General features: G+C 64.6%; 19 protein-coding genes and 1 pseudogene. 11 read left to right on the top strand and 9 right to left on the bottom strand.

Annotated elements, in window-relative coordinates:
• Window positions 1-50 precede the first annotated feature (50 nt).
• Window positions 51-1,403, top strand: a complete 1,353-nt coding sequence (locus tag CK220_RS00795; protein ID WP_095809744.1) for a chloride channel protein — start codon at window positions 51-53, stop codon at window positions 1,401-1,403.
• A 52-nt stretch (window positions 1,404-1,455) separates the two neighbouring features.
• Here CK220_RS00795 and CK220_RS00790 read toward each other — a convergent pair whose 3' ends face one another.
• The 3 genes and pseudogenes from CK220_RS00790 to CK220_RS00780 all read right to left on the bottom strand — a co-directional run bounded on the left by CK220_RS00790 (window position 1,456) and on the right by CK220_RS00780 (window position 3,013).
• Window positions 1,456-1,962 (bottom strand): invasion associated locus B family protein, encoded by a 507-nt coding sequence (locus CK220_RS00790; protein ID WP_095809743.1) that lies wholly within the window; start codon window positions 1,960-1,962, stop codon window positions 1,456-1,458.
• 265 nt (window positions 1,963-2,227) lie between these two features.
• The gene (locus CK220_RS00785) at window positions 2,228-2,590 is read right to left on the bottom strand and encodes a YkvA family protein (protein WP_095810236.1); all 363 of its coding nucleotides are present in this window, start codon (window positions 2,588-2,590) and stop codon (window positions 2,228-2,230) included.
• A 130-nt stretch (window positions 2,591-2,720) separates the two neighbouring features.
• Window positions 2,721-3,013 (bottom strand): annotated as a pseudogene (locus CK220_RS00780) (4a-hydroxytetrahydrobiopterin dehydratase).
• A gap of 49 nt (window positions 3,014-3,062) precedes the next feature.
• Between CK220_RS00780 and CK220_RS00775 the strand changes: the two are divergent.
• Window positions 3,063-3,581, top strand: a complete 519-nt coding sequence (locus tag CK220_RS00775) for a low molecular weight protein-tyrosine-phosphatase (protein ID WP_095809742.1) — start codon at window positions 3,063-3,065, stop codon at window positions 3,579-3,581.
• Here CK220_RS00775 and thpR read toward each other — a convergent pair.
• Window positions 3,485-4,081 (bottom strand): RNA 2',3'-cyclic phosphodiesterase, encoded by a 597-nt coding sequence (gene thpR / locus CK220_RS00770; protein WP_095809741.1) that lies wholly within the window; start codon window positions 4,079-4,081, stop codon window positions 3,485-3,487. The genes CK220_RS00775 and thpR overlap by 97 nt on opposite strands.
• 121 nt (window positions 4,082-4,202) lie before the next feature.
• Window positions 4,203-4,844 (bottom strand): arylesterase, encoded by a 642-nt coding sequence (locus tag CK220_RS00765; RefSeq protein ID WP_095809740.1) that lies wholly within the window; start codon window positions 4,842-4,844, stop codon window positions 4,203-4,205.
• An 84-nt stretch (window positions 4,845-4,928) separates the two neighbouring features.
• Between CK220_RS00765 and CK220_RS00760 the strand changes: the two genes are divergently transcribed.
• The 4 genes from CK220_RS00760 to CK220_RS00745 all read left to right on the top strand — a co-directional run bounded on the left by CK220_RS00760 (window position 4,929) and on the right by CK220_RS00745 (window position 9,839).
• Complete coding sequence (locus CK220_RS00760; protein ID WP_095809739.1) at window positions 4,929-5,627, top strand: ABC transporter ATP-binding protein; 699 nt, start codon at window positions 4,929-4,931, stop codon at window positions 5,625-5,627.
• Window positions 5,627-8,167, top strand: a complete 2,541-nt coding sequence (locus CK220_RS00755) for an ABC transporter permease (RefSeq protein ID WP_095809738.1) — start codon at window positions 5,627-5,629, stop codon at window positions 8,165-8,167. Before CK220_RS00760 ends, CK220_RS00755 begins: the two co-directional genes overlap by 1 nt.
• A 242-nt stretch (window positions 8,168-8,409) precedes the next feature.
• Window positions 8,410-9,150, top strand: coding sequence for a Bax inhibitor-1/YccA family protein (locus CK220_RS00750; protein WP_095809737.1), 741 nt, complete (start codon window positions 8,410-8,412; stop codon window positions 9,148-9,150).
• A 113-nt stretch (window positions 9,151-9,263) separates the two neighbouring features.
• Window positions 9,264-9,839, top strand: a complete 576-nt coding sequence (locus CK220_RS00745) for a GNAT family N-acetyltransferase (protein ID WP_095809736.1) — start codon at window positions 9,264-9,266, stop codon at window positions 9,837-9,839.
• Here the strand turns inward: CK220_RS00745 and CK220_RS00740 are convergent.
• The 3 genes from CK220_RS00740 to acnA form a co-directional block, all read right to left on the bottom strand.
• Complete coding sequence (locus CK220_RS00740; RefSeq protein ID WP_095810235.1) at window positions 9,836-10,222, bottom strand: DUF2794 domain-containing protein; 387 nt, start codon at window positions 10,220-10,222, stop codon at window positions 9,836-9,838. The two genes, CK220_RS00745 and CK220_RS00740, sit on opposite strands and share 4 nt — an antisense overlap.
• A gap of 630 nt (window positions 10,223-10,852) precedes the next feature.
• Window positions 10,853-11,641 (bottom strand): thioredoxin family protein, encoded by a 789-nt coding sequence (locus tag CK220_RS00735; RefSeq protein WP_095809735.1) that lies wholly within the window; start codon window positions 11,639-11,641, stop codon window positions 10,853-10,855.
• A gap of 361 nt (window positions 11,642-12,002) precedes the next feature.
• Complete coding sequence (gene acnA / locus CK220_RS00730) at window positions 12,003-14,693, bottom strand: aconitate hydratase AcnA (protein ID WP_095809734.1); 2,691 nt, start codon at window positions 14,691-14,693, stop codon at window positions 12,003-12,005.
• A 283-nt stretch (window positions 14,694-14,976) separates the two neighbouring features.
• Between acnA and ccmA the strand changes: the two genes are divergently transcribed.
• The 4 genes from ccmA to CK220_RS00705 all read left to right on the top strand — a co-directional run bounded on the left by ccmA (window position 14,977) and on the right by CK220_RS00705 (window position 17,332).
• Window positions 14,977-15,585, top strand: a complete 609-nt coding sequence (ccmA, locus tag CK220_RS00725) for a heme ABC exporter ATP-binding protein CcmA (protein WP_095809733.1) — start codon at window positions 14,977-14,979, stop codon at window positions 15,583-15,585.
• A 211-nt stretch (window positions 15,586-15,796) separates the two neighbouring features.
• A complete protein-coding gene (gene ccmB / locus CK220_RS00715) occupies window positions 15,797-16,462 on the top strand; it encodes a heme exporter protein CcmB (protein WP_095809731.1) in 666 nt (221 codons plus the stop codon).
• A 118-nt stretch (window positions 16,463-16,580) separates the two neighbouring features.
• Complete coding sequence (gene ccmD, locus CK220_RS00710; protein ID WP_095809730.1) at window positions 16,581-16,754, top strand: heme exporter protein CcmD; 174 nt, start codon at window positions 16,581-16,583, stop codon at window positions 16,752-16,754.
• Complete coding sequence (locus CK220_RS00705; protein ID WP_095809729.1) at window positions 16,751-17,332, top strand: DsbE family thiol:disulfide interchange protein; 582 nt, start codon at window positions 16,751-16,753, stop codon at window positions 17,330-17,332. Before ccmD ends, CK220_RS00705 begins: the two co-directional genes overlap by 4 nt.
• 76 nt (window positions 17,333-17,408) lie before the next feature.
• On the opposite strand, the gene CK220_RS00700 is transcribed toward CK220_RS00705, so the two are convergent.
• A complete protein-coding gene (locus CK220_RS00700) occupies window positions 17,409-17,576 on the bottom strand; it encodes a hypothetical protein (RefSeq protein ID WP_095810234.1) in 168 nt (55 codons plus the stop codon).
• Window positions 17,577-17,824: 248 nt separating this feature from the next.
• Between CK220_RS00700 and CK220_RS00695 the strand changes: the two genes are divergently transcribed.
• Entirely contained in the window at window positions 17,825-18,742 is a 918-nt protein-coding gene (locus CK220_RS00695) for an SMP-30/gluconolactonase/LRE family protein (protein ID WP_095809728.1), read from the top strand.

Below are 18,742 nucleotides of genomic sequence, written 5' to 3'. Positions count from 1 at the left end.
TGATCCTCCCCCTCAGTGTGCTAGGGCGGGTCATCACCCAGAGGACAGGCATGGCCGGCATATCGCGTAGATACCCGATGCTGCGGCGCTCGCAGGCTATGTGGGCGTCGCGCCGCGTCTGGCAGCCACGCCTTGTGTTCTGGGCCGGCGCCATCTCGATCGGGTTGATCAGCGTGCTGCTCGCCATGCTGGCTGACCGCGCGCAGGCGCTGTTTCACGTCGTCACCGGTGGCGATAGCGGCAGCTGGCGCTTCTATCTGCCGCTGGCCATAACGCCCTCGGGCTTCGTGATTTGCGCCTGGCTTGCCCATTCCTTCTTTCCGGGATCGCAAGGCAGCGGCATTCCGCAGGCGATCGCCGCCCGTCACCTGCGCAACGACGAGGATCGCGGCCATCTTCTTTCGCTGCGCCTGGCGGCGGGCAAGATTGCGCTTACCGTCATCGGTCTCGCCTGCGGCGGATCGATCGGCCGCGAGGGCCCGACGGTACAGGTCGGCGCCTCGCTCATGCTTCAGGCGGCGCGCTGGGGCGGCATGGCGCAGGCGCGCGGCCTGATCCTGGCCGGCTCGGCTGCCGGCGTCGCCGCTGCCTTCAACACGCCGCTCGCCGGCATCGTCTTCGCCATCGAGGAGATGGGCCGCGCCTATGAATCGCGCACCAACGGGCTGGTGCTGACGGCGGTGATCCTCGCCGGCCTCGCCTCGTTAGGGTTGCTCGGCAATTATACCTATTTCGGCATTGCCAGGGGCACGGTGGCCTTCGCCAGCGACTGGCCGCTGGTAGTCGCCTGCGGCGTCATCGGCGGCGGTTTCGGCGCGCTGTTTTCGCTACTGGCGCTGAAGATCACGCGGCGCATCCGGCGCTGGAATGGCCTGCAGCCATTGCGCCGCGCCCTGCTCGTGGCGGGCGTCTGCGGCCTGGCGGTGGCAGTGATCGGCCTCGGCTCAGGCGGCCTCACCTTCGGCACCGGGTACGCGCAGGCCCGCGGCGCCGTCGAAGGTGCGCCGCTGCCGGCCTTCTTCTTCCTGGAAAAATTCGCCGCCGGGGTGCTGTCTATGGTGTCGGGCATTCCGGGCGGCATCTTCGCGCCGTCGCTGGCGGTGGGCGCCGGTCTCGGCAGCACGCTGGGGCTGGTCCTCGGCGCCAGCACGGGCCTGGCCGCGTTGCTCGGCATGGCCGGCTATTTCGCCGGCGTGGTGCAGGCGCCGATGACGGCCTTCGTCATCATCCTCGAAATGACCGGCAATCACGATAACGTCATTGCGCTGATGTGCGCGGCGATGCTGGGCTATGGCACAGCGCGCCTGATCTCCAACGAGCCGCTATACCATGCGCTGTCACGCGTCTTCATCGCCGAGGCGATCAGGCGGCGCAGGGCTGGGGAAGCAGAACAGCATCCCTGAAATGGAAAGGCCAGAGCTTGCGCCCCGGCCTTCCGTCAGGTGTTGAACTTGCCTATTTGCATTTGGCAATCGAGGCCAGCGCGGCCGAGATGCCCTTCAGCGAAAAGACATACGAGGTCGGATTGCCGCGGCCGGACTTCGCCTGCACCTTCATGTCGGTGCCGGTCTTCATGGCGGCGATCAGCACCGGCTCTTCCGCCGCGTTCTCGACCCAGGCCGACTTGCCGCGGGTGAACATCGAGAACGACTTCTTGTCGATGGTGACGGTAGCCTTCGAGCCTTCCTGGAAGTTGTAGCCGGCAATGAACTGCGGCTCGTAGGAGACCTGCTGCCCGGGCCGCTGGCTGACGAAGAAGAACATGTCGCCATGGTCGAGCGTCGTCGGCTGCTTGTCGGTGGGCACCGTCAGCACGTAACAGACCTTGCCGCCCGTCGACTGATAGCTGTAGGTGCCCCAGGCGTTGTGCTGGCCGATCTTGGTCGCCTGCTGCGCCAGCGCCGGCGTCGCGAAGGCGGCCGCCAGGACCAGGCTGGAAACTGTAGCAATCAATCCGCGCATCGTTCTTCCCGTATTCCGAAATGGTGCGGAGGCGGGCCGCGTGGCGTCCTGCCGTCGCTTCATTTTGATTTAATCAGGGTTACCAAACGGTGAATTTTCCCCAAGAAAAGGAACTCACCCCAGGAAACCGCCGCCATTCGCGCCGCCGCTTCCACGCGGCGGTCGCGATGTCCCGGCGCGAACTTGGAGGGCACGAAAGCGGCAAGAGTTTGTCTTTTCGCGCGGGCGATTTCGCGGTCTCGTTGTGGCGAAAAGTCAGCCGGGATCAACCTTTGTCGGCCAAGGCCTCCCTGGCGGCCTGCCGGTGCGCCGGCGTGATATGGGCGCTGACGGTGGTGATCGCCGCGGTCAGCACGGCAAGGTCATCGGTGAACCCGAGACCGAGCACGAAGTCGGGGATGAAATCCACCGGCAGCACGAAATAGCCGAGCGCGGCAAGCAGGGTGCCCTTGGCGCGTAGCGGCGTGTCCTTGTCCATGGCGCAATAGTAGGCGGCGACCACCTCTTCCATGAACGGGATCTGCCGGGCAGCCATCTTGGCGGTGCGCCAGAACTTCTCGCGCACCTCGCCATCGCCGGCGAGCCTGTCGCCGAAGCCAAAGAAATCGAAACGGGATTCCTGCGCCATCAATCTCTCCTCCGCCGCGCGCAACCTTGGGTGCCGGCCACCGCGAGAAATGTGGTGAAAGCGGCACCCCGCTGCAAGAGTCTCCACCGTTGCCGGCCTGGAAAACCGGAATCGGACTAATCGGCAGTTGTCAGCCGAAATAGCGGTTCATCCGCTTCGCCAGTTCGATGTCTAGGGCCGTGACGCCACCGGCGTCATGCGTGTTCAGCGTGACGTCGACGGTCTTGTAGACGTTCGACCAGTCGGGGTGGTGGTCCATCTTCTCGGCGGCCAGCGCCACGCGGGTCATGAAGGGAAGGCCTCGGAGAAGTTCTTGAAGCCGAAGCTGCGCTTGATGGAGGCGCCGTCGGCGGCCAGCGACCAGCCTTCGAGTTCCGCCAGCGCCGCGGTGATCGCTTCCCTGTTGAGTTTTTCCCTGGTCATGACGGGTTCCTGTGCTATTCGGAGCTAATCCAACCATAGCGCCGGATCGATGAGCGCAAAGCCCATAAAATCCATTCTGTTCGTCTGCCTCGGCAACATTTGCCGCTCGCCGCTAGCTGAGGGTGTTTTGGGCGCCGTCCTGGCCGAGCGCGGAATGGGCCGCGACATCGTGCTCGATTCGGCCGCGACCGGCGGCTGGGAGGTCGGCTCCGCGCCCGATCCGCGTTCGATCGCGGTTGCCGCAAGCCACGGCATCGACATTTCCGCGCAAAGGGCGCGCAGGATAGCGCCGGGGGATTTCTCGCGCTTCGACCTGATCCTCGGCATGGACCGGGCGAATGTGCGGAACCTGAAGGCGTTGGCGCCGCAGGCCGCGCGCGACCGCATCCATCTCTTCCTGGAGTTTGCCAGCGGAAATGCGCGCGATGTGCCGGATCCCTATTACGAAGACCGGCAGGCCTTCGTTTCGGTCTACCGCATGATCCGCGAGGCGTCGGAGGCGCTGGCGAAGCGGCTGGAAGCGAGCGGATCGGCGCCGACCAGCGGCCAGGCTTCCTCGACGATGTAGGGGCCGCCGCCGACCGAATCGCGCGACGACATCAAGACGAAGCGGCCGACCCGGAAGGGCAGCGTGGAAAAGTTGCCGCGCGCCGACAGATATTGCGCGACATCCGCCGGGCTCGAATTGCGCAGGCGCGCGAGCGTCACATGCGGCGAGAATTTGCGCGGATCGGCCGGCAGGCCGAGCCGCTGGCAGATGCGGTCGATCTCGCCCTGCAGCGCCACAAGGTCCGGCGAGGCGGACACACCGGCCCACACGGCGTGCGGCTTCTTGCCGCCGAAAGCGCCCACGCCGGAGAGCGTCAGGAGGAAGGAGGGACGGTTGATGCGATCGAGCGCGTTGGCGATCTCGTCGGCGACATGGCCCTCCACATCGCCGATGAAGCGCAGCGTCAGATGATAGTTTTCAACGTCGATCCAGCGGGCTCCGGGCAGGCCGCCCCGGAGCAGCGAGAGTGAAAGCGCAGCATCACGCGGAATTTCGAGGGCGGTGAAAAGACGTGGCATGGGAAGCCTCCTGTCCTCGAATCGAAACTCTCGCCCCTAGCGAATCATCGATAGCCATGCGGGGCAAGCGGTTTGTTGTCCACAAGCTTCCCCCCGGGGAAACCGTGGCGTTTTGATCTCATCACGCGCCGCCCTTGGCGGCGATGGCCTGTTCCACGACCGGTAGAATGCCCTCGACCATGATGTCTATTCCCTTCGGGTTGGGATGAAGACCGTCCTCCAGCTGCATGGCCGGGTGGCCGGCGACGCCGTCAAGAAAGAACGGATAGAGCGGAACGCGGTACTTGGCGGCAAGCTTCGGGTAGATGGCGTCAAAGGCCTTCTGGTACTCGGCGCCGAGATTGGGCGCCGCACGCATGCCCGCCAGGAGCACCGGGATATTCCGCTGCTTCAACTTGGCCAACATCGCGTCGAGATTTCTCTCGGCGATCTCGGGCGACACGCCGCGCAGCATGTCGTTGGCGCCGAGCTCGAGGATGACGAGCCCGGTGCCGTCGGGCACCGACCAGTCGAGCCGTGCCAGGCCGCCGCTTGTGGTGTCGCCGGAAACTCCGGCATTGCCGACGGCGACGTCGAGGCCTTTTGCCTTCAGGGCCGCCTGCAATCTATCGGTGAAGCCCTCATCCGGGCCTAAGCTGAACCCCGCCATCAGGCTGTCGCCGAAGCCGACGATCTTGAACGTATCGGCGGGCGCCGGCGAAATGGCGCCGCAAACCGCAAGGAGAAGAGTGAGGGCTGCGGCAGCTGAGTGTTTGAAAGCCATGCTGCGACCCCCATATGACCCACACGATTCATGCAAAGGAGACATTTTTTGCCTCCTTCTCCCACCATATAGGGCGCATTCATTGTGACAGAAGCCGTCATCGCATTGAGGGATGTCTCGCTGACGCTCGGCGAGGGCGCCTCCTCCGTCCATGTGCTGAAGGGCGTCAGCCTCGATGTGGCCGCCGGCGAAGCCACCGGCATCGTCGGCCCGTCGGGATCCGGCAAGTCCACCTTGCTGATGGTTCTGGCGGGCCTGGAAAGGGTCGATTCGGGCACGGTGCGGATCGCCGGCGAATTGCTCAACGGCAAAAGCGAGGATCGGATTGCTTCGTTTCGGGGACGAAACATCGGCATTGTCTTCCAGTCCTTTCACCTCATCCCCAACATGACAGCGCTCGAGAATGTCGCGGTGCCGCTGGAGCTCGCCGGCCACGCTGATCCGTTCGGGGTGGCCGCGGAGGAGCTCGCGGCGGTCGGCTTGAGCGACCGCGTGACGCACTATCCAGGAGAGCTTTCGGGAGGCGAGCAGCAGCGCGTGGCAATCGCCAGGGCGCTGGCGCCTTCGCCGCGCATCCTCATTGCCGACGAGCCGACCGGCAACCTCGACCAGGCGACGGGAAAGCAGATCGCCGACCTCCTCTTCGCCGAGGCGGCCGAGCGCGGCATGACGCTGGTGCTGGTCACGCATGATCCGGCGCTTGCGGCCCGCTGCTCGCGTCAGGTGTCGATGCGCTCGGGGCGCATCGAGGACGCGCCAAAACAGGCGAAGGTGCCGGCCTGATGCGGACTTTGAGGCTAGCCCTCCGCTTCTCGCTGCGCGAGATGCGCGGCGGCCTGTCCGGCTTCATGATCTTCCTCGCCTGCATCGCGCTTGGCGTCGCGGCGATCGGCGGCGTCAATTCGGTGGCGCAGGCGATTACTGCCGGCGTCGCCAACCAGGGCCAGACGCTGCTCGGCGGCGACCTGCGCTTTCAGATCAACCAGCGCGGCGCTTCGGACGCCGAGCTCGGCTTCATCAAGAGCCTCGGCACGGTCTCGCTGAACTCCGGCATGCGTTCCATGGCGCGGCTCGAGGACGGCTCCGACCAGGCGCTGGTCGAAGCCAAGGCGGTCGATGGCGCCTATCCGCTCTACGGCACGCTGGAGACCGATCCGCCGCTGCCCACGAATGAGTTGTTCGGCGAGAGATCCGGTATTTTTGGCGCCGCCGCGCCCGATCTCTTGTTCGATCGCCTCAATCTGCATATCGGCGACCGCTTGAAGCTTGGCGGCACAACGTTCGAGCTGAGGGCCAGATTGATCAGCGAGCCCGACGCGATTTCCGACGGTTTCGGCTTCGCGCCGCGGCTGATGATCTCGAGCGAAGGGCTTGCCGCGTCGGGCCTGGTTCAGCCCGGCAGCCTGGTCGAGAACGCCTATAAGGTCCGACTGCCCGATGGGGCGAGCGAAGCGCGGATCAAGGACATTCAGGCCCTGGCGGCGAAAGACTTTCCGCAGGCCGGCTGGTCGATCCGCACGCGCAGCAACGCAGCGCCGGCGCTTTCCGCCAACATCCAGCGCTTCTCGCAGTTCCTGACGCTGGTCGGGCTGACGGCGCTTGTGGTCGGCGGCGTCGGAGTGGCGAATGCCGTGCGCGCCTATCTCGACGGCAAGCGCGGCGTCATCGCCACCTTTAAGAGCCTCGGCGCCTCAGGCGGCTTCGTTTTCACGGTCTATCTGGTGCAGATCCTTTTGATTGCCGGCCTCGGCATCGTGCTCGGCCTGATCCTCGGTGCCGCAATGCCGTTCGTGGCGAGCGCGCTCCTGCAATCGGTCATTCCGGTGCCGGCTCAAGGCGGCTTTTATCCCGGCGCGCTTGCGATCGCGGCGCTGTTCGGCCTCTTGGTGACGCTGGCCTTCGCGCTGCTGCCGCTCGGCCGCGCCCGCGATGTGCCGGCAACGGCGCTGTTTCGCGAAATGGGGTTCGAAAGCCGCGGCCTGCCGCGCCTGCCCTATGTCGGCGCCGCGCTGGCGATCGTGCTCGCGCTGGCGGCGCTCGCAATCCTTTCCGCCGACGATCGGCGCATCGCCTCGATCTTCGTCGGCGCCACCATCTTTGCCTTCCTGGTGCTGCGGCTGGTGGCGGCGCTGGTGCAATGGCTGGCCCGGCGGAGCCCGCGGGTGCGCTCGGTCTCTCTCAGGCTGGCGCTCGGCAATATCTACCGGCCCGGCGCGCTGACGCCATCGGTGGTGCTGTCGCTCGGGCTCGGCCTGACGCTGCTGGTGACGCTGGCGCTGATCGAAAGGAATCTCAGGCGCCAGATCTCCGGCAGCCTGCCGGAGCGGGCGCCGAACTTCTTCTTCGTCGACGTCCAGAGCAGCGATGTCGATGCCTTTGCCGGCCTGGTTGAAAAGCAAGCGCCGCGAGGGATGCTGGTCAAGGTGCCGATGCTGCGCGGCCGGATCATGGCGCTCAACGGCATCGACGTCGACAAGGTGAAGGTCCCCGCCGACGGCGCCTGGGTGCTGCGCGGCGACCGCGGGCTGACCTATGACGCAAAGCAGCCGGAAAACGCTACGCTGACCGAAGGCACGTGGTGGCCGCAGAACTATTCCGGCGAGCCGCTGGTGTCGTTCTCGGCCGAGGAAGGCAAAGCGATCGGGCTGAAGCTCGGCGACACCGTCACCGTCAATGTGCTCGGCCGCAACGTAACGGCAAGAATAGCCAGTTTCCGCCAGGTCGAGTGGGAAACCATGGGCATCAATTTCGTCATGATCTTTTCGCCCAATACGTTCGCCGGCGCGCCGCATGGCTGGCTGGCGACGCTAACCGACAGAAAAGCCACCACGGCAGACGACGCGCGGCTGCTCAACGCGGTCACCCGGGCCTTTCCAGCGGTGACGACGGTGAGGGTCAAGGACGCGCTCGACATCGTCAATCGGCTGGTCGCGCAGCTCGGCACTGCGATCCGCGCCGCCGCCGGCGTGGCGCTGATCGCCTCGGTGCTGGTGCTCTCCGGGGCTTTGGCCGCGGGCAACCGGGCGCGCATCCATGACGCGGTGGTGCTGAAGACGCTCGGCGCGACAAGGAGGACGCTGATTGCGGCCTTCTCGCTGGAATATGTGCTGATCGGTCTTGCGACCGCGCTGTTCGCGCTTGCCGCGGGCGGCGTCGCGGCATGGTTCGTGGTGGCCCGCATCATGACGCTGCCGTCGCACTTCATGCCGGAAGTAGCGGTGGCGACGATCCTCGTCTCGCTCGCCGTCACCGTCGGCATCGGCCTCGCCGGCACCTGGCGGGTGCTCGGCCACAAGGCGGCGCCGGTGCTGCGCGAGCTTTGAACGGCAAGGCCCTCGGTGGCCTGTCTGTGTTAAATCTTGGTAAGAATGCCGGCGCAAAAAGTTGAAAATAGGGCTTTTGCTTTCTCACGAAGCGTTACCCCTCGTTACCGTCTTGTTCTTGACGTCGAGAACGCTCATATTTCGCACTAGGCATGCTGGAGCCCCGCCAGCGGCGCCTGGTCCAAGGAGGGTCACTCCAAGGACCTGTCACCGGACGGGGCAGAAGCAACAGAGGACTTCCAATGGCTGATCCCATTCGCAACTACCAGACGTCCGCCGCCCCCGGCGTGCGCGTCGATATCGATCAGGGCCTGCGGGCCTACATGATCAAAGTCTATAACCTGATGGGGCTTGGCCTGCTCATCACCGGCCTTGCCGCCTGGGGCGCGTTCCAGTTTGCCGTCACCGGCGACGGCCAGCTCACCGCCTTCGGCCAGCTCATCTATGCTAGCGCGTTCCGCTGGGTCGTCATCCTGGCGCCTCTCGCTGCCGTGATGTTCCTGTCCTTCAGGATCCAATCGATGAGCGTGGCTGCGGCGCAGACCACGTTCTGGGTTTATGCCGGCCTTGTCGGCCTGTCGCTGTCGACGATCTTTCTCGTCTACACCGGCACCAGCATCACCCAGACCTTCTTCGCCACGGCCGCGGCCTTCGGCGGGCTGTCGCTCTACGGCTACACGACCAGGCGCGACCTGAGCGCGTTCGGCTCGTTCCTGATCATGGGCGTGATCGGCCTGCTGCTCGCGATGGTCATCAACATCTTCCTGGCGTCGTCGGCGCTGGCCTTCGCCATCTCGGCGATCGGCGTACTGGTGTTCGCGGGCCTGACCGCCTACGACACGCAGCGCATCAAGGAGATGTATTTCGAGGGTGACGTCGCGGATGTCGCAGGCCGGAAGGCGATCATGGGCGCGCTGCAGCTCTATCTCGACTTCATCAACCTGTTCATGTTCCTGCTGCAGTTCATGGGCGACCGCCGCTAAACGGTAGCCGTCCGGCTGGACCATAGACTTCGGAAAGGGCGGCCCAACGGCCGCCCTTTCCTTTTGTGCGTGCCTCTGCTGTTATTGAGGCAACAGAAAGAACTGCACAAATTATGAGCAATATTGCGATCAGAGCCGCTACCGCGGCCGACCTCGACCGAATCACCGAAATCTATGCGGACGCGGTCACGCACGGCACCGCGAGCTACGAGCTGGAGCCGCCCAGCCGCGCCGAGATGGGCAACCGATTCGACAGCTTGGCAGCAGGCGGCTTTCCTTATCTTGTGGCTGAAAAGGACGGCGTCGTGCTCGGCTACGCCTATGCCGGACCGTTTCGGCCTCGCCCCGCCTATCGCTTCGTCATCGAGGATTCGGTCTATGTGGCCCCCGAGGCCAAGGGCCAGGGCATCGGCCGCCTGCTGATGCTGGCGCTCATCGAGGCGGCGCGCCTGGCCGGCTTTCGCCAGATCATCGCGGTGATCGGCGACGGCCATGCCGACAGCGCCTCGGTGCGACTGCACGAGAAGCTCGGCTTTCGCCACTCCGGGCGCCTGGAAGGCTCGGGCTACAAGCATGGGCGCTGGCTGGACACGGTGTTCATGCAGCTGCCGCTCAACGGCGGCGCGGAACTACCGCCCGATCCGGAGTCACTGCCGGAGCGGAGATTTCGCGGCAAATTGGATAGTTAAGCTTCGACCAGCTTCAGCTTGGGATCGAAGACGCCGAGCACGCGGCCGAGTTCCTGGCCGCGCTTGAGGATGCGTCCGCCAGCGGCGATGACGGCGAAAGCGCCCTGTCGGCGCGCCAGTTTCGGATCCTTGACGATCTGGAACAGCGGCACTTCGCTGGCGCGGCGGAAGACCGAAAACACAGCGCGATCGGAAAGATGATCGATCGCATAGTCGCGCCATTCATTGGCTGCCACCATGCGTCCGTAAAGCCTTAGGATCTGGTCGAGCTCGCGCCGGTCGAAGCGCACCGGCTGGTCGAGGCGTGCGTTGCGCGCCTCATGCAACGGGATCAGTATTCCGGATGCTTCCCCATCCTCCATCCCGCTGCTGTGATCGGTCATGCCTCGATCCTTCGATTGAATCTTGCGCCGGCCAAGGTTCGCGCTTTCGCGTCCGAATTGCAAGGGCCGGCGAAGCAGGCTTGCGCCCCGCCATTTCCGAAAGGTCCAGTCACGTTTGCAAAACGCGTGTTGGAATTGGTGATGCTCCGCCACATTGTTGCCACAAATTATCCGCGCTCATGCCCCAATGTCCGACGAGTTTACCGGCGTTGCCTGAGACGGTTCGGTCCGGCACCGGCTCGTAAACCCCAAGCCCCCCGCCCACGGGTCAGCGTCGGATCGAACCAACCTCGGTTTTTCCTTGGAAAAATCAGGTGCGACGATCCCAAAACCTGAATAACCGGCGTCAGAAGCAAGCTGACGCCGGTTTTTTCATGCCTGTCCGCCCTGGCGCGCCCGGACCCTGTCTCACGGCCAGGCGGGCGTCATCACAATGCACCGTCAGGGAATGAGAACTGGAACCGCTGCGCTGGATGAGCGACCAGTCCTAAGGAGCGCATACAGGATTTCATTCGCGCCAGATCTCGCCACGAAGATGCGCCTGCGTCAGTTCAGGGCCGAGGACACTGGTGCGATGCACGAATGCCCCGGCCGGCTTTCATCAGCGATCGGGTCTTGTCCGTGCAGCCGTCAGAGCCGGTCAGGCTTGCGGATGAAGGCGGCGCCGAGAATCGGTCCCGGGACGCCGTCCTTGCCGACGGACTGCAGCAGCACGGCGCAGCCGCCCTTCTTCGCAATCTCCGTCATCGGCAGTTCGTAGCGCTGCGCCTTGCCGTGCCACATGCCGGCGGTCTGGATGTCGGAGACGGCGTTCCAATAGGTGAGGTTGCGGCCGCTGTTCTCGCCCTGGCCGATCTTCACCATTTGCGGCGGATCGAAATAGACGATCACCACATGGGCGTCGGTCGGCCCATTGCCGGCGTCGCCGGCGTCGATCATGACCCGATCGCTGGTGCGGCTTACCTTGATGCCGACCCGCATGCCCTCGCCGGTCCTGTCCATGCGGGCCAGCGCGCCGTCGACCTCCTTGCGGTTGGCGCCGTTGACATGGCTGCGGCCGTTGATGACGGCTTGCGGGGTGTAGACCGAACGGCTGCCGAAGGCGCGCATATAGTCATACTGCCGCTCGGTGTTTTCTTTGTTGCTCAGCGTATCCTGCCAGCCCAGATAGTCCCAGTAGTTGACGTGATAGGCGAGCGCGATGATGTTTTCCTTGGTCGCCAGCTCGGCGAAGAATTCATCGGCCGGCGGACAGGAACTGCAGCCCTGGCTGGTAAACAATTCGACCACGCCCAAAGGCTTTTCAGCCTGCGGCTTGCCGGTCGCGGCTTTCTCAAGCTCGGCTGCCAGGGTCACGCGGCTCAACGCCGTGAGGACCAGCGCAACTGCCGTAAGCCGCAATGGTCCTCGCAATGCCATGACCGTTCCAATTCCCGCCGGTCACGCCGGCCTTGTTCTGGTTGCTAAAATATGTGGCAGAACGGACAGTCAACGGGAAGTCACGTTGCGGTGAAATTTTGTCGCCGCGACCGCAGGTAAGGCGGCGACAGCAGGGGGCACTGCATTTTTCGACGCGGTTCGATTTTGGAACCGCATCGCCGCGAAGGGGTGAGTTTGCTGTTGCCCGACGATTTCTATTGCGCGCGAATCGGACTTGGACTTTGAGCCGGGCCGGCGAATGCTTGGCCGGCCGCAGTTTGACTAGAACGTCAGCCAGTCGGCAGTAAGCAGCAGGGGGATCTTCCCCCACTGCCTATGCCCTTCGGCCTATTCCCTGCTGTTACGCAGCCAAATCGCGCAGCACGTATTGCAGGATGCCGCCGTTCTTGAAGTAGTCGAGCTCGTCAAGCGTATCGATGCGGCAGATGATCGGCACGTTCTTCAGCGTACCGTCGCCATAGGTGACCTTCGCCACCATCTTCTGGCGCGGCTTGATGGCATCCAGGCCGTCGATCTCGACCAGCTCATCGCCTTTGAGGTTGAGGGAAGCCCATGAGGTGCCGTCCTCGAAGACGAAGGGGATGACTCCCATGCCGACCAGGTTCGAGCGGTGGATGCGCTCGAAAGACTGGGCGATGACCGCGCGGACACCAAGGAGGTTCGTTCCCTTGGCCGCCCAGTCGCGCGAGGAGCCGTTGCCATATTCGACGCCGGCAAAGATGACCAGCGGCACGCCTTCCTTCTTGTATTCCATGGCGGCATCGTAGATCGACATCTCCTCCTTCGAGGGATAGTGGATCGTGTAGCCGCCTTCGCGGCCGTTCTCGCCCAGCATGTGGTTGCGGATTCGAATGTTGGCGAAGGTGCCGCGCATCATCACCTCATGGTTGCCGCGCCGCGTGCCGTACTGGTTGAAGTCGGCGACGCCGACGCCATGCTCGGTGAGGTACTTGCCGGCCGGCGAAGCTGCCTTGATCGAGCCAGCCGGCGAGATGTGGTCGGTGGTGATCTTGTCGCCGAAGAGACCAAGCACGCGCGCGCCCTTGATGTCGCCCACCTTGCCGAAGGCGCGGCCCATGCCGGCGAAATAAGGCGGGTTCTGCACATAGGTCGAATGATCGTCCCAGGCATAGGTCTGGCCTTCCGGCGCCTTCACCTTCTGCCAATATTCGTCGCCCTTGAACACATCGGCATATTTACGGGCGAAAAGTTCGCGCGTGACGTTCTTCTCGATGAACTCCTGGATCTCGGACGAGGTCGGCCAGATGTCCTTGAGATAGACCGGCTTGCCGTCGCTGCCCTCGCCGAGCGGCTCGGTGGTGAGGTCCTTGGTGACGGTCCCGGCCAGCGCATGCGCAACCACCAGCGGCGGCGAGGCGAGATAGTTCGCCTGGACGTCCGGAGAAACCCGGCCTTCGAAGTTGCGGTTGCCGGACAACACCGCGGCAGCAATCAAGCCTTTGTCGTTGATGGTCTTGGAAATCGGCGCCGGCAGCGGGCCGGAATTGCCGATGCAGGTGGTGCAGCCGAAGCCGACCAGGTTGAAGCCGATCTGGTCGAGTTCCTTCTGCAGGCCGGATTTCTCGAGATATTCGGCAACCACCTGGCTTCCCGGCGCCAGCGAGGTCTTCACCCACGGCTTCTGCTTCAGGCCGCGCCGGTTGGCGTTGCGAGCCAAGAGGCCGGCGCCGATCAAGACGCTCGGGTTGGAGGTGTTGGTGCACGACGTGATGGCGGCGATCACGACGTCGCCATGGCCGAGATCGTGATCGGTACCCTCGACGGCGTAACGCTTCGAGATCTCCACGGCCTTTTTGTACTCGGTCTCCATCGCCTTGGCGAAGCCGGCGGGAATATCCTCCAGCGCAACGCGGCCTTCCGGGCGCTTCGGGCCGGCCATCGACGGCACGACGTCGCCGAGATCGAGCTCGAGCAGGTCGGTGAAGACCGGATCGGGCGAGCCGGCGTCGCGCCACATGCCTTGCGCCTTGGAATAGGCCTCGACCAGCGCGATGCGGCTTTCCTCGCGGCCGGACATCGTCAGATAGCGGATGGTCTCGCTGTCGACCGGGAAGAAGCCGCAGGTGGCGCCATATTCCGGCGCCATGTTGCCGATGGTGGCGCGGTCGGCCAGCGTCATGTTGGAGAGGCCTGGGCCGAAGAACTCGACGAACTTGCCGACGACGCCCTTCTTGCGCAGCATCTGGGTGACGGTGAGCACCAGGTCGGTCGCGGTGACGCCTTCCTTCAGCCTGCCGGTGAGGCGGAAGCCGATCACCTCGGGCAGAAGCATGGAGACCGGCTGGCCAAGCATCGCGGCCTCGGCCTCGATGCCGCCGACGCCCCAGCCGAGCACGCCCAGGCCGTTGATCATGGTGGTGTGCGAATCGGTGCCGACACAGGTGTCGGGATAGGCTGTGGTCTCGCCGTCTTCCAAGTTGGTCCACACGACCTGCCCCAGATATTCGAGATTGACCTGGTGGCAGATGCCGGTGCCGGGCGGCACGACGCGGAAGTTGCGGAAGGCCTGCTGGCCCCATTTCAGGAACTTGTAGCGCTCCTCGTTGCGCTCATATTCGAGCTCGACATTGCGGGCGAAGGCCATCGGCGTGCCGAATTCGTCAACGATGACGGAGTGGTCGATGACGAGATCGACCGGCACCAGCGGATTGATCTTTTCCGGATCGCCGCCGAGCGCCCTGATGCCGTCGCGCATGGCCGCGAGATCGACCACGGCCGGAACGCCGGTGAAATCCTGCATCAGCACGCGGGCCGGGCGGTAGGCGATCTCGACGCCGGCAGTGCCCTTGTCGGTGAGCCATGCCGCGACCGCCTGGATGCTTTCCTTGGTGACCGAGCGGCCGTCTTCGTTGCGCAGCAGGTTCTCCAGCAGCACCTTCATCGAATAGGGCAGCTGGGCAATGCCGCTAAGGCCGTTTTTCTCCGCCTCTGCGAGGTCGAAATAAACATAGTCCGCGCCACCCACGGTCAGGGTGCGGCGGCAGTTGAAACTATCGAGGGATTTGGTCACGGCGATCCGTCCTTGTCTGTTCAGCCTGAAAGGGAACGGACGCCGTTGGCATGCAATCACGCGCAAAGGTGCGGGTACGGCCATTTCCGCTGTCCGCTCCCGAGCAACCCGAGCCGTTCAAGGCGGCGCGTGCGCTGGTTCGGCGCTAATTCTGTTCCCGCACCGACCGCTGGCACGGATGAACCGCATATAGAGAATTTCCTGGAATAGTTCTAGACAGTCGAAAAGCAAATTTGTGCGATGCGGCGGCGGCTGCGAAACGGTGCTTTCGGGACGGGCAAGGATGCGGCTGATCGCCGAAAACCTGAGCGGCGAGCGCGGCGGCGAGACCGTCTTTTCCGGCATCGGTTTCGCCCTCGAAAGGGGCGAGGCGCTCGTCGTCACCGGGCCGAACGGCGCCGGCAAATCGACGCTTTTGCGGGTCGTCGCCGGCTTGCTGCCGGCGGCCGAAGGCATAGTGAAGGTCGAGGGCGGCGGCGACGAGTTTCCCTCGGTCGCTTCGGCCTCGCACTATCTCGGCCATCTCAATGCGATGAAGACCGCCCTCAGCGTCGAAGAAAACCTGGGCTTCTGGCGCGCCTTCCAGGGTGAGGCGGGTTTGAGCGTGGGGCAGGCGCTGGAGACGGTCGGATTGGACGGCCTCGGCCACCTGCCGTTCGGCTATCTTTCGACCGGGCAAAGACGGCGCGCGTCGATCGCGAAGCTCCTGGTCAGCCGCCGGCCGGTCTGGCTGCTCGACGAACCGACCGCGGGGCTGGACAAGGCGTCGGAGGAACGATTCGCGGGATTGATGGAGGGGCACTGCCGAGAGGGAGGCATCATCGTGGCGGCCACGCATTTGCCGCTCGGGCTGGAAGGGGCGAAGGCGCTTCAAATGAAGGTAGCCGGTTGATGTCGGCGCTCTACGGCGCCCCCCTCTGCCCTGCCGGGCATCTCCCCCACAAGGGGGGAGATCAGCCGTCGCCGGCGATTTCGCCAATCACACACGTCGGAGGGACGAGCGGGGCGCCGAAACAGCCGATCTCCCCCCTCGTGGGGGAGATGTCCGGCAGGACAGAAGGGGGCGCGAAGGAACGCCCACCTAAAAGAAGGGCCGTCTCATAATGCGGTCCCTCTTCCTGCGCGACATCCGCCTTTCCATCCGCGCCGGCGGCGGGGCGCTGATCGGCGTCATCTTCTTCCTCGCCGTCATCGCCACAATCCCGTTCGGCGTCGGGCCCGACCTCAACCTCTTGTCGCGTATCGGTCCGGCGATCCTGTGGATCGCCGCCCTGCTCGCCTGCCTGCTTGGGCTCGATCGCCTCTTCCAGGCCGACCGCGAGGACGGCTCGCTCGATCTTCTGGTGCTCAACAGCGACCGCCACATGCTGGCGTTGACGGTGCTGACCAAGTGCCTGGCGCATTGGGCGGGCAGCGTGCTGCCGCTGGTGATCGCGGCACCTTTGCTCGGCCTGTTCATGAACATGGAGCCGCTCGGTATCGGCGCGACCGCGTTTACGCTTCTTGTCGGCACGCCGGCCATAACCTTCATCGGCGCTGCCGGAGCGGCCGTGGCTGTGGCGCTGCCGCGCGGCGGGCTCTTGATCTCCGTGCTGGTGCTGCCGCTCACCATCCCGGTGCTGATCTTCGGCGTCTCGGCGAGCTATGGCGCGGTGGCCGATCCCGCGCCGTTCCTGCAGCCCTTCCTCATTCTTGCCGCGCTGACGCTATTTCTTGCCGTGGTCGGGCCGCTGGCCGCGGCGCTGGCGTTGCGGCACGGGACGGATTGAGCTCCGGGGCGTTTTCCAACTGCGGCGCCGCGCCTGATTGCGCAGCCCATGATGCAAGGTTAAGGGAAGGCATGATCGAACGGATTGTCATGGCAAGCTCGCGGATGGAGCGGCTGATATGAGCGCGCATGCTCTCTATGTCGCCGCCGCCTATGCCATCACGGCGATTGTGCTCGTCGGGCTGGTCGGCTGGATCCTGCTCGACCAGCGGGCGCGCAAACGTGAGCTCGCGGCGCTCGAAGCGGTCGGCGTGCGGCGGCGCTCCGACAAGGCCGGGACGGGGAAGCCGTGAGCACCGAGACCGGATCACCGGCGTCGCCCCGTCGCCGCCTGTTCGTGCTGCTGCCGCTGCTGGTTTTCCTGGGCTTGGCGGGGTTGTTCCTGTCGCCGCTTTTGTCCGGCCGCGACGAGTCTGAAATTCCCTCGGCTCTGATCGGTCTGGCGGCGCCACAGACGAGCCTGTCGCCGCTGGAAGGCTCGAACCTGCCGGGGCTGGACTCGAAATCCTTCGCCGGCAAGGTGACGCTGGTCAACGTCTTCGCATCATGGTGCGCGCCGTGCCGGGAAGAGCATCCGGTGCTTTTGGCGCTGTCGCAGGACAAGCGCTTCAAGCTGGCCGCGCTGAACTACAAGGACGAGCCCGCAAACGCCCGGCGCTTCCTTGGCGATCTCGGCAATCCCTACCAGGCGATCGGCGTCGATCCGGCCGGCCGCGCGGCGATCGACTGGGGCGTCTACGGCGTGCCGGAGACCTTCGTCATCGGCAAGGACGGCAAGATCGCCTACAAGCATGTCGGACCGCTGACGCCGGAGTCGGCGAGGGATTTGCTGTTGCCGCAGATCGAGAAGGCTCTGGCGGCTTCGGGTTAGGCGGCACCTTGCGTCGTCAGGGCGAAGCAAGGAGCGAAGCGACGCGGCGCGTAGGCCGGCTCGACCGGCCTCAGACTCAGCCGTAGATCTGCTTGTGGATCTGGTAGAGCATCTCCGAGCGGTCGGCGCGCAGATCGGCGAGATCGCGGCTCGACAGGTTCTCGATTTCGGCGACGAGACGGTTGTACTGGCGGCGCTTGGCAATGTTGCTGCGGGCGCGTGAGACGATGTTGTCGAAGATCATGACGAGGTTCCTTTGCTGCCGCATCACGCGGCGTGTTGTTCCTCCCTGATCGATTGTGAGCATGACATAGGAATATTGCGTTGCAAAAAGAAGATGTTGCAATGCACCATTGCAGCCAGCGCATAGCCGGTTACGGCGTCCTAGTGCCTCCAGGCTGGCCTCAACATGCCGTGAGAGCCATCGCCGATCTTGCCTTCTCCGCCGCGTGCTGGCTTGATCGCGCGTCATTTGATTGCCGGAGGGAAAGCATGACGGCCGCTGACTATGAACTGCTCGATCCGCGTTTCTCGCGGCTGTTCAACGCCAATGAGCGGGTGGAGAAGCTGTTCACCGGATGCCGCTGGGCGGAAGGTCCGGCCTGGTTCGCCGCCGGCCGCTATCTCGTCTGGTCCGACATCCCCAACAACCGCATGCTGCGCTATGACGAGACCGACGGCAGCGTCAGCGTCTTCCGCCAGCCGTCCGGCAATTCCAACGGCAATACCGTCGACAGGCAGGGCCGGCTTCTTACCTGCGAGCATTCGGGCCGCCGCGTCAGCCGCACCGAACATGACGGCTCGGTCACCACCATCGCCGACAAATGGCGCGGCAAGCGGCTCAACTCGCCCAACGACGTCGTCGTTCGTTCCGACGGCTCCATCTGGTTCACCGATCCGACCTACGGCATCGACAGCGACTATGAAGGCGATCATGCCGAGAGCGAGATCGGCGCCTGCAATGTCTACCGCGTCGACCCCGGCACGGGCGAAATCGACGCCGTCATCACCGACATGGTCAGGCCCAATGGGCTCGCCTTCTCGCTCGATGAAAGCCTGCTCTATGTCGCCGATACGGGCCGAACGCACGGCGCCAAGAACCCGGCGCATATCCGCGTCTTCAATGTCGGCAAGGCCGGCAAGAAGATTTCCGGCGGCAAGGTCTTCGCCGACTGCACCGCCGGCCTGTTCGACGGCTTCCGGCTCGACGAAAGCGGGCGCATCTGGACGAGTGCCGCCGACGGCATCCATTGCTACGACCCGGACGGCACGCTGATCGGCAAGGTCAAGGTGCCGGAAGTCGTCGCCAATTGCGTCTTCGGCGGCGCCAAGCGCAACCGCCTCTACATCTGTGGCACCACCTCGCTCTATGTGGTCTGGCTGATGGTCAACGGGGCGAAGACGTATTGA

Origin of the sequence: Mesorhizobium sp. WSM3860 (genome assembly GCF_002294995.1) — a bacterium.
Taxonomy (GTDB): domain Bacteria; phylum Pseudomonadota; class Alphaproteobacteria; order Rhizobiales; family Rhizobiaceae; genus Mesorhizobium.
This window is presented reverse-complemented; position numbering and strand designations above follow the sequence as displayed.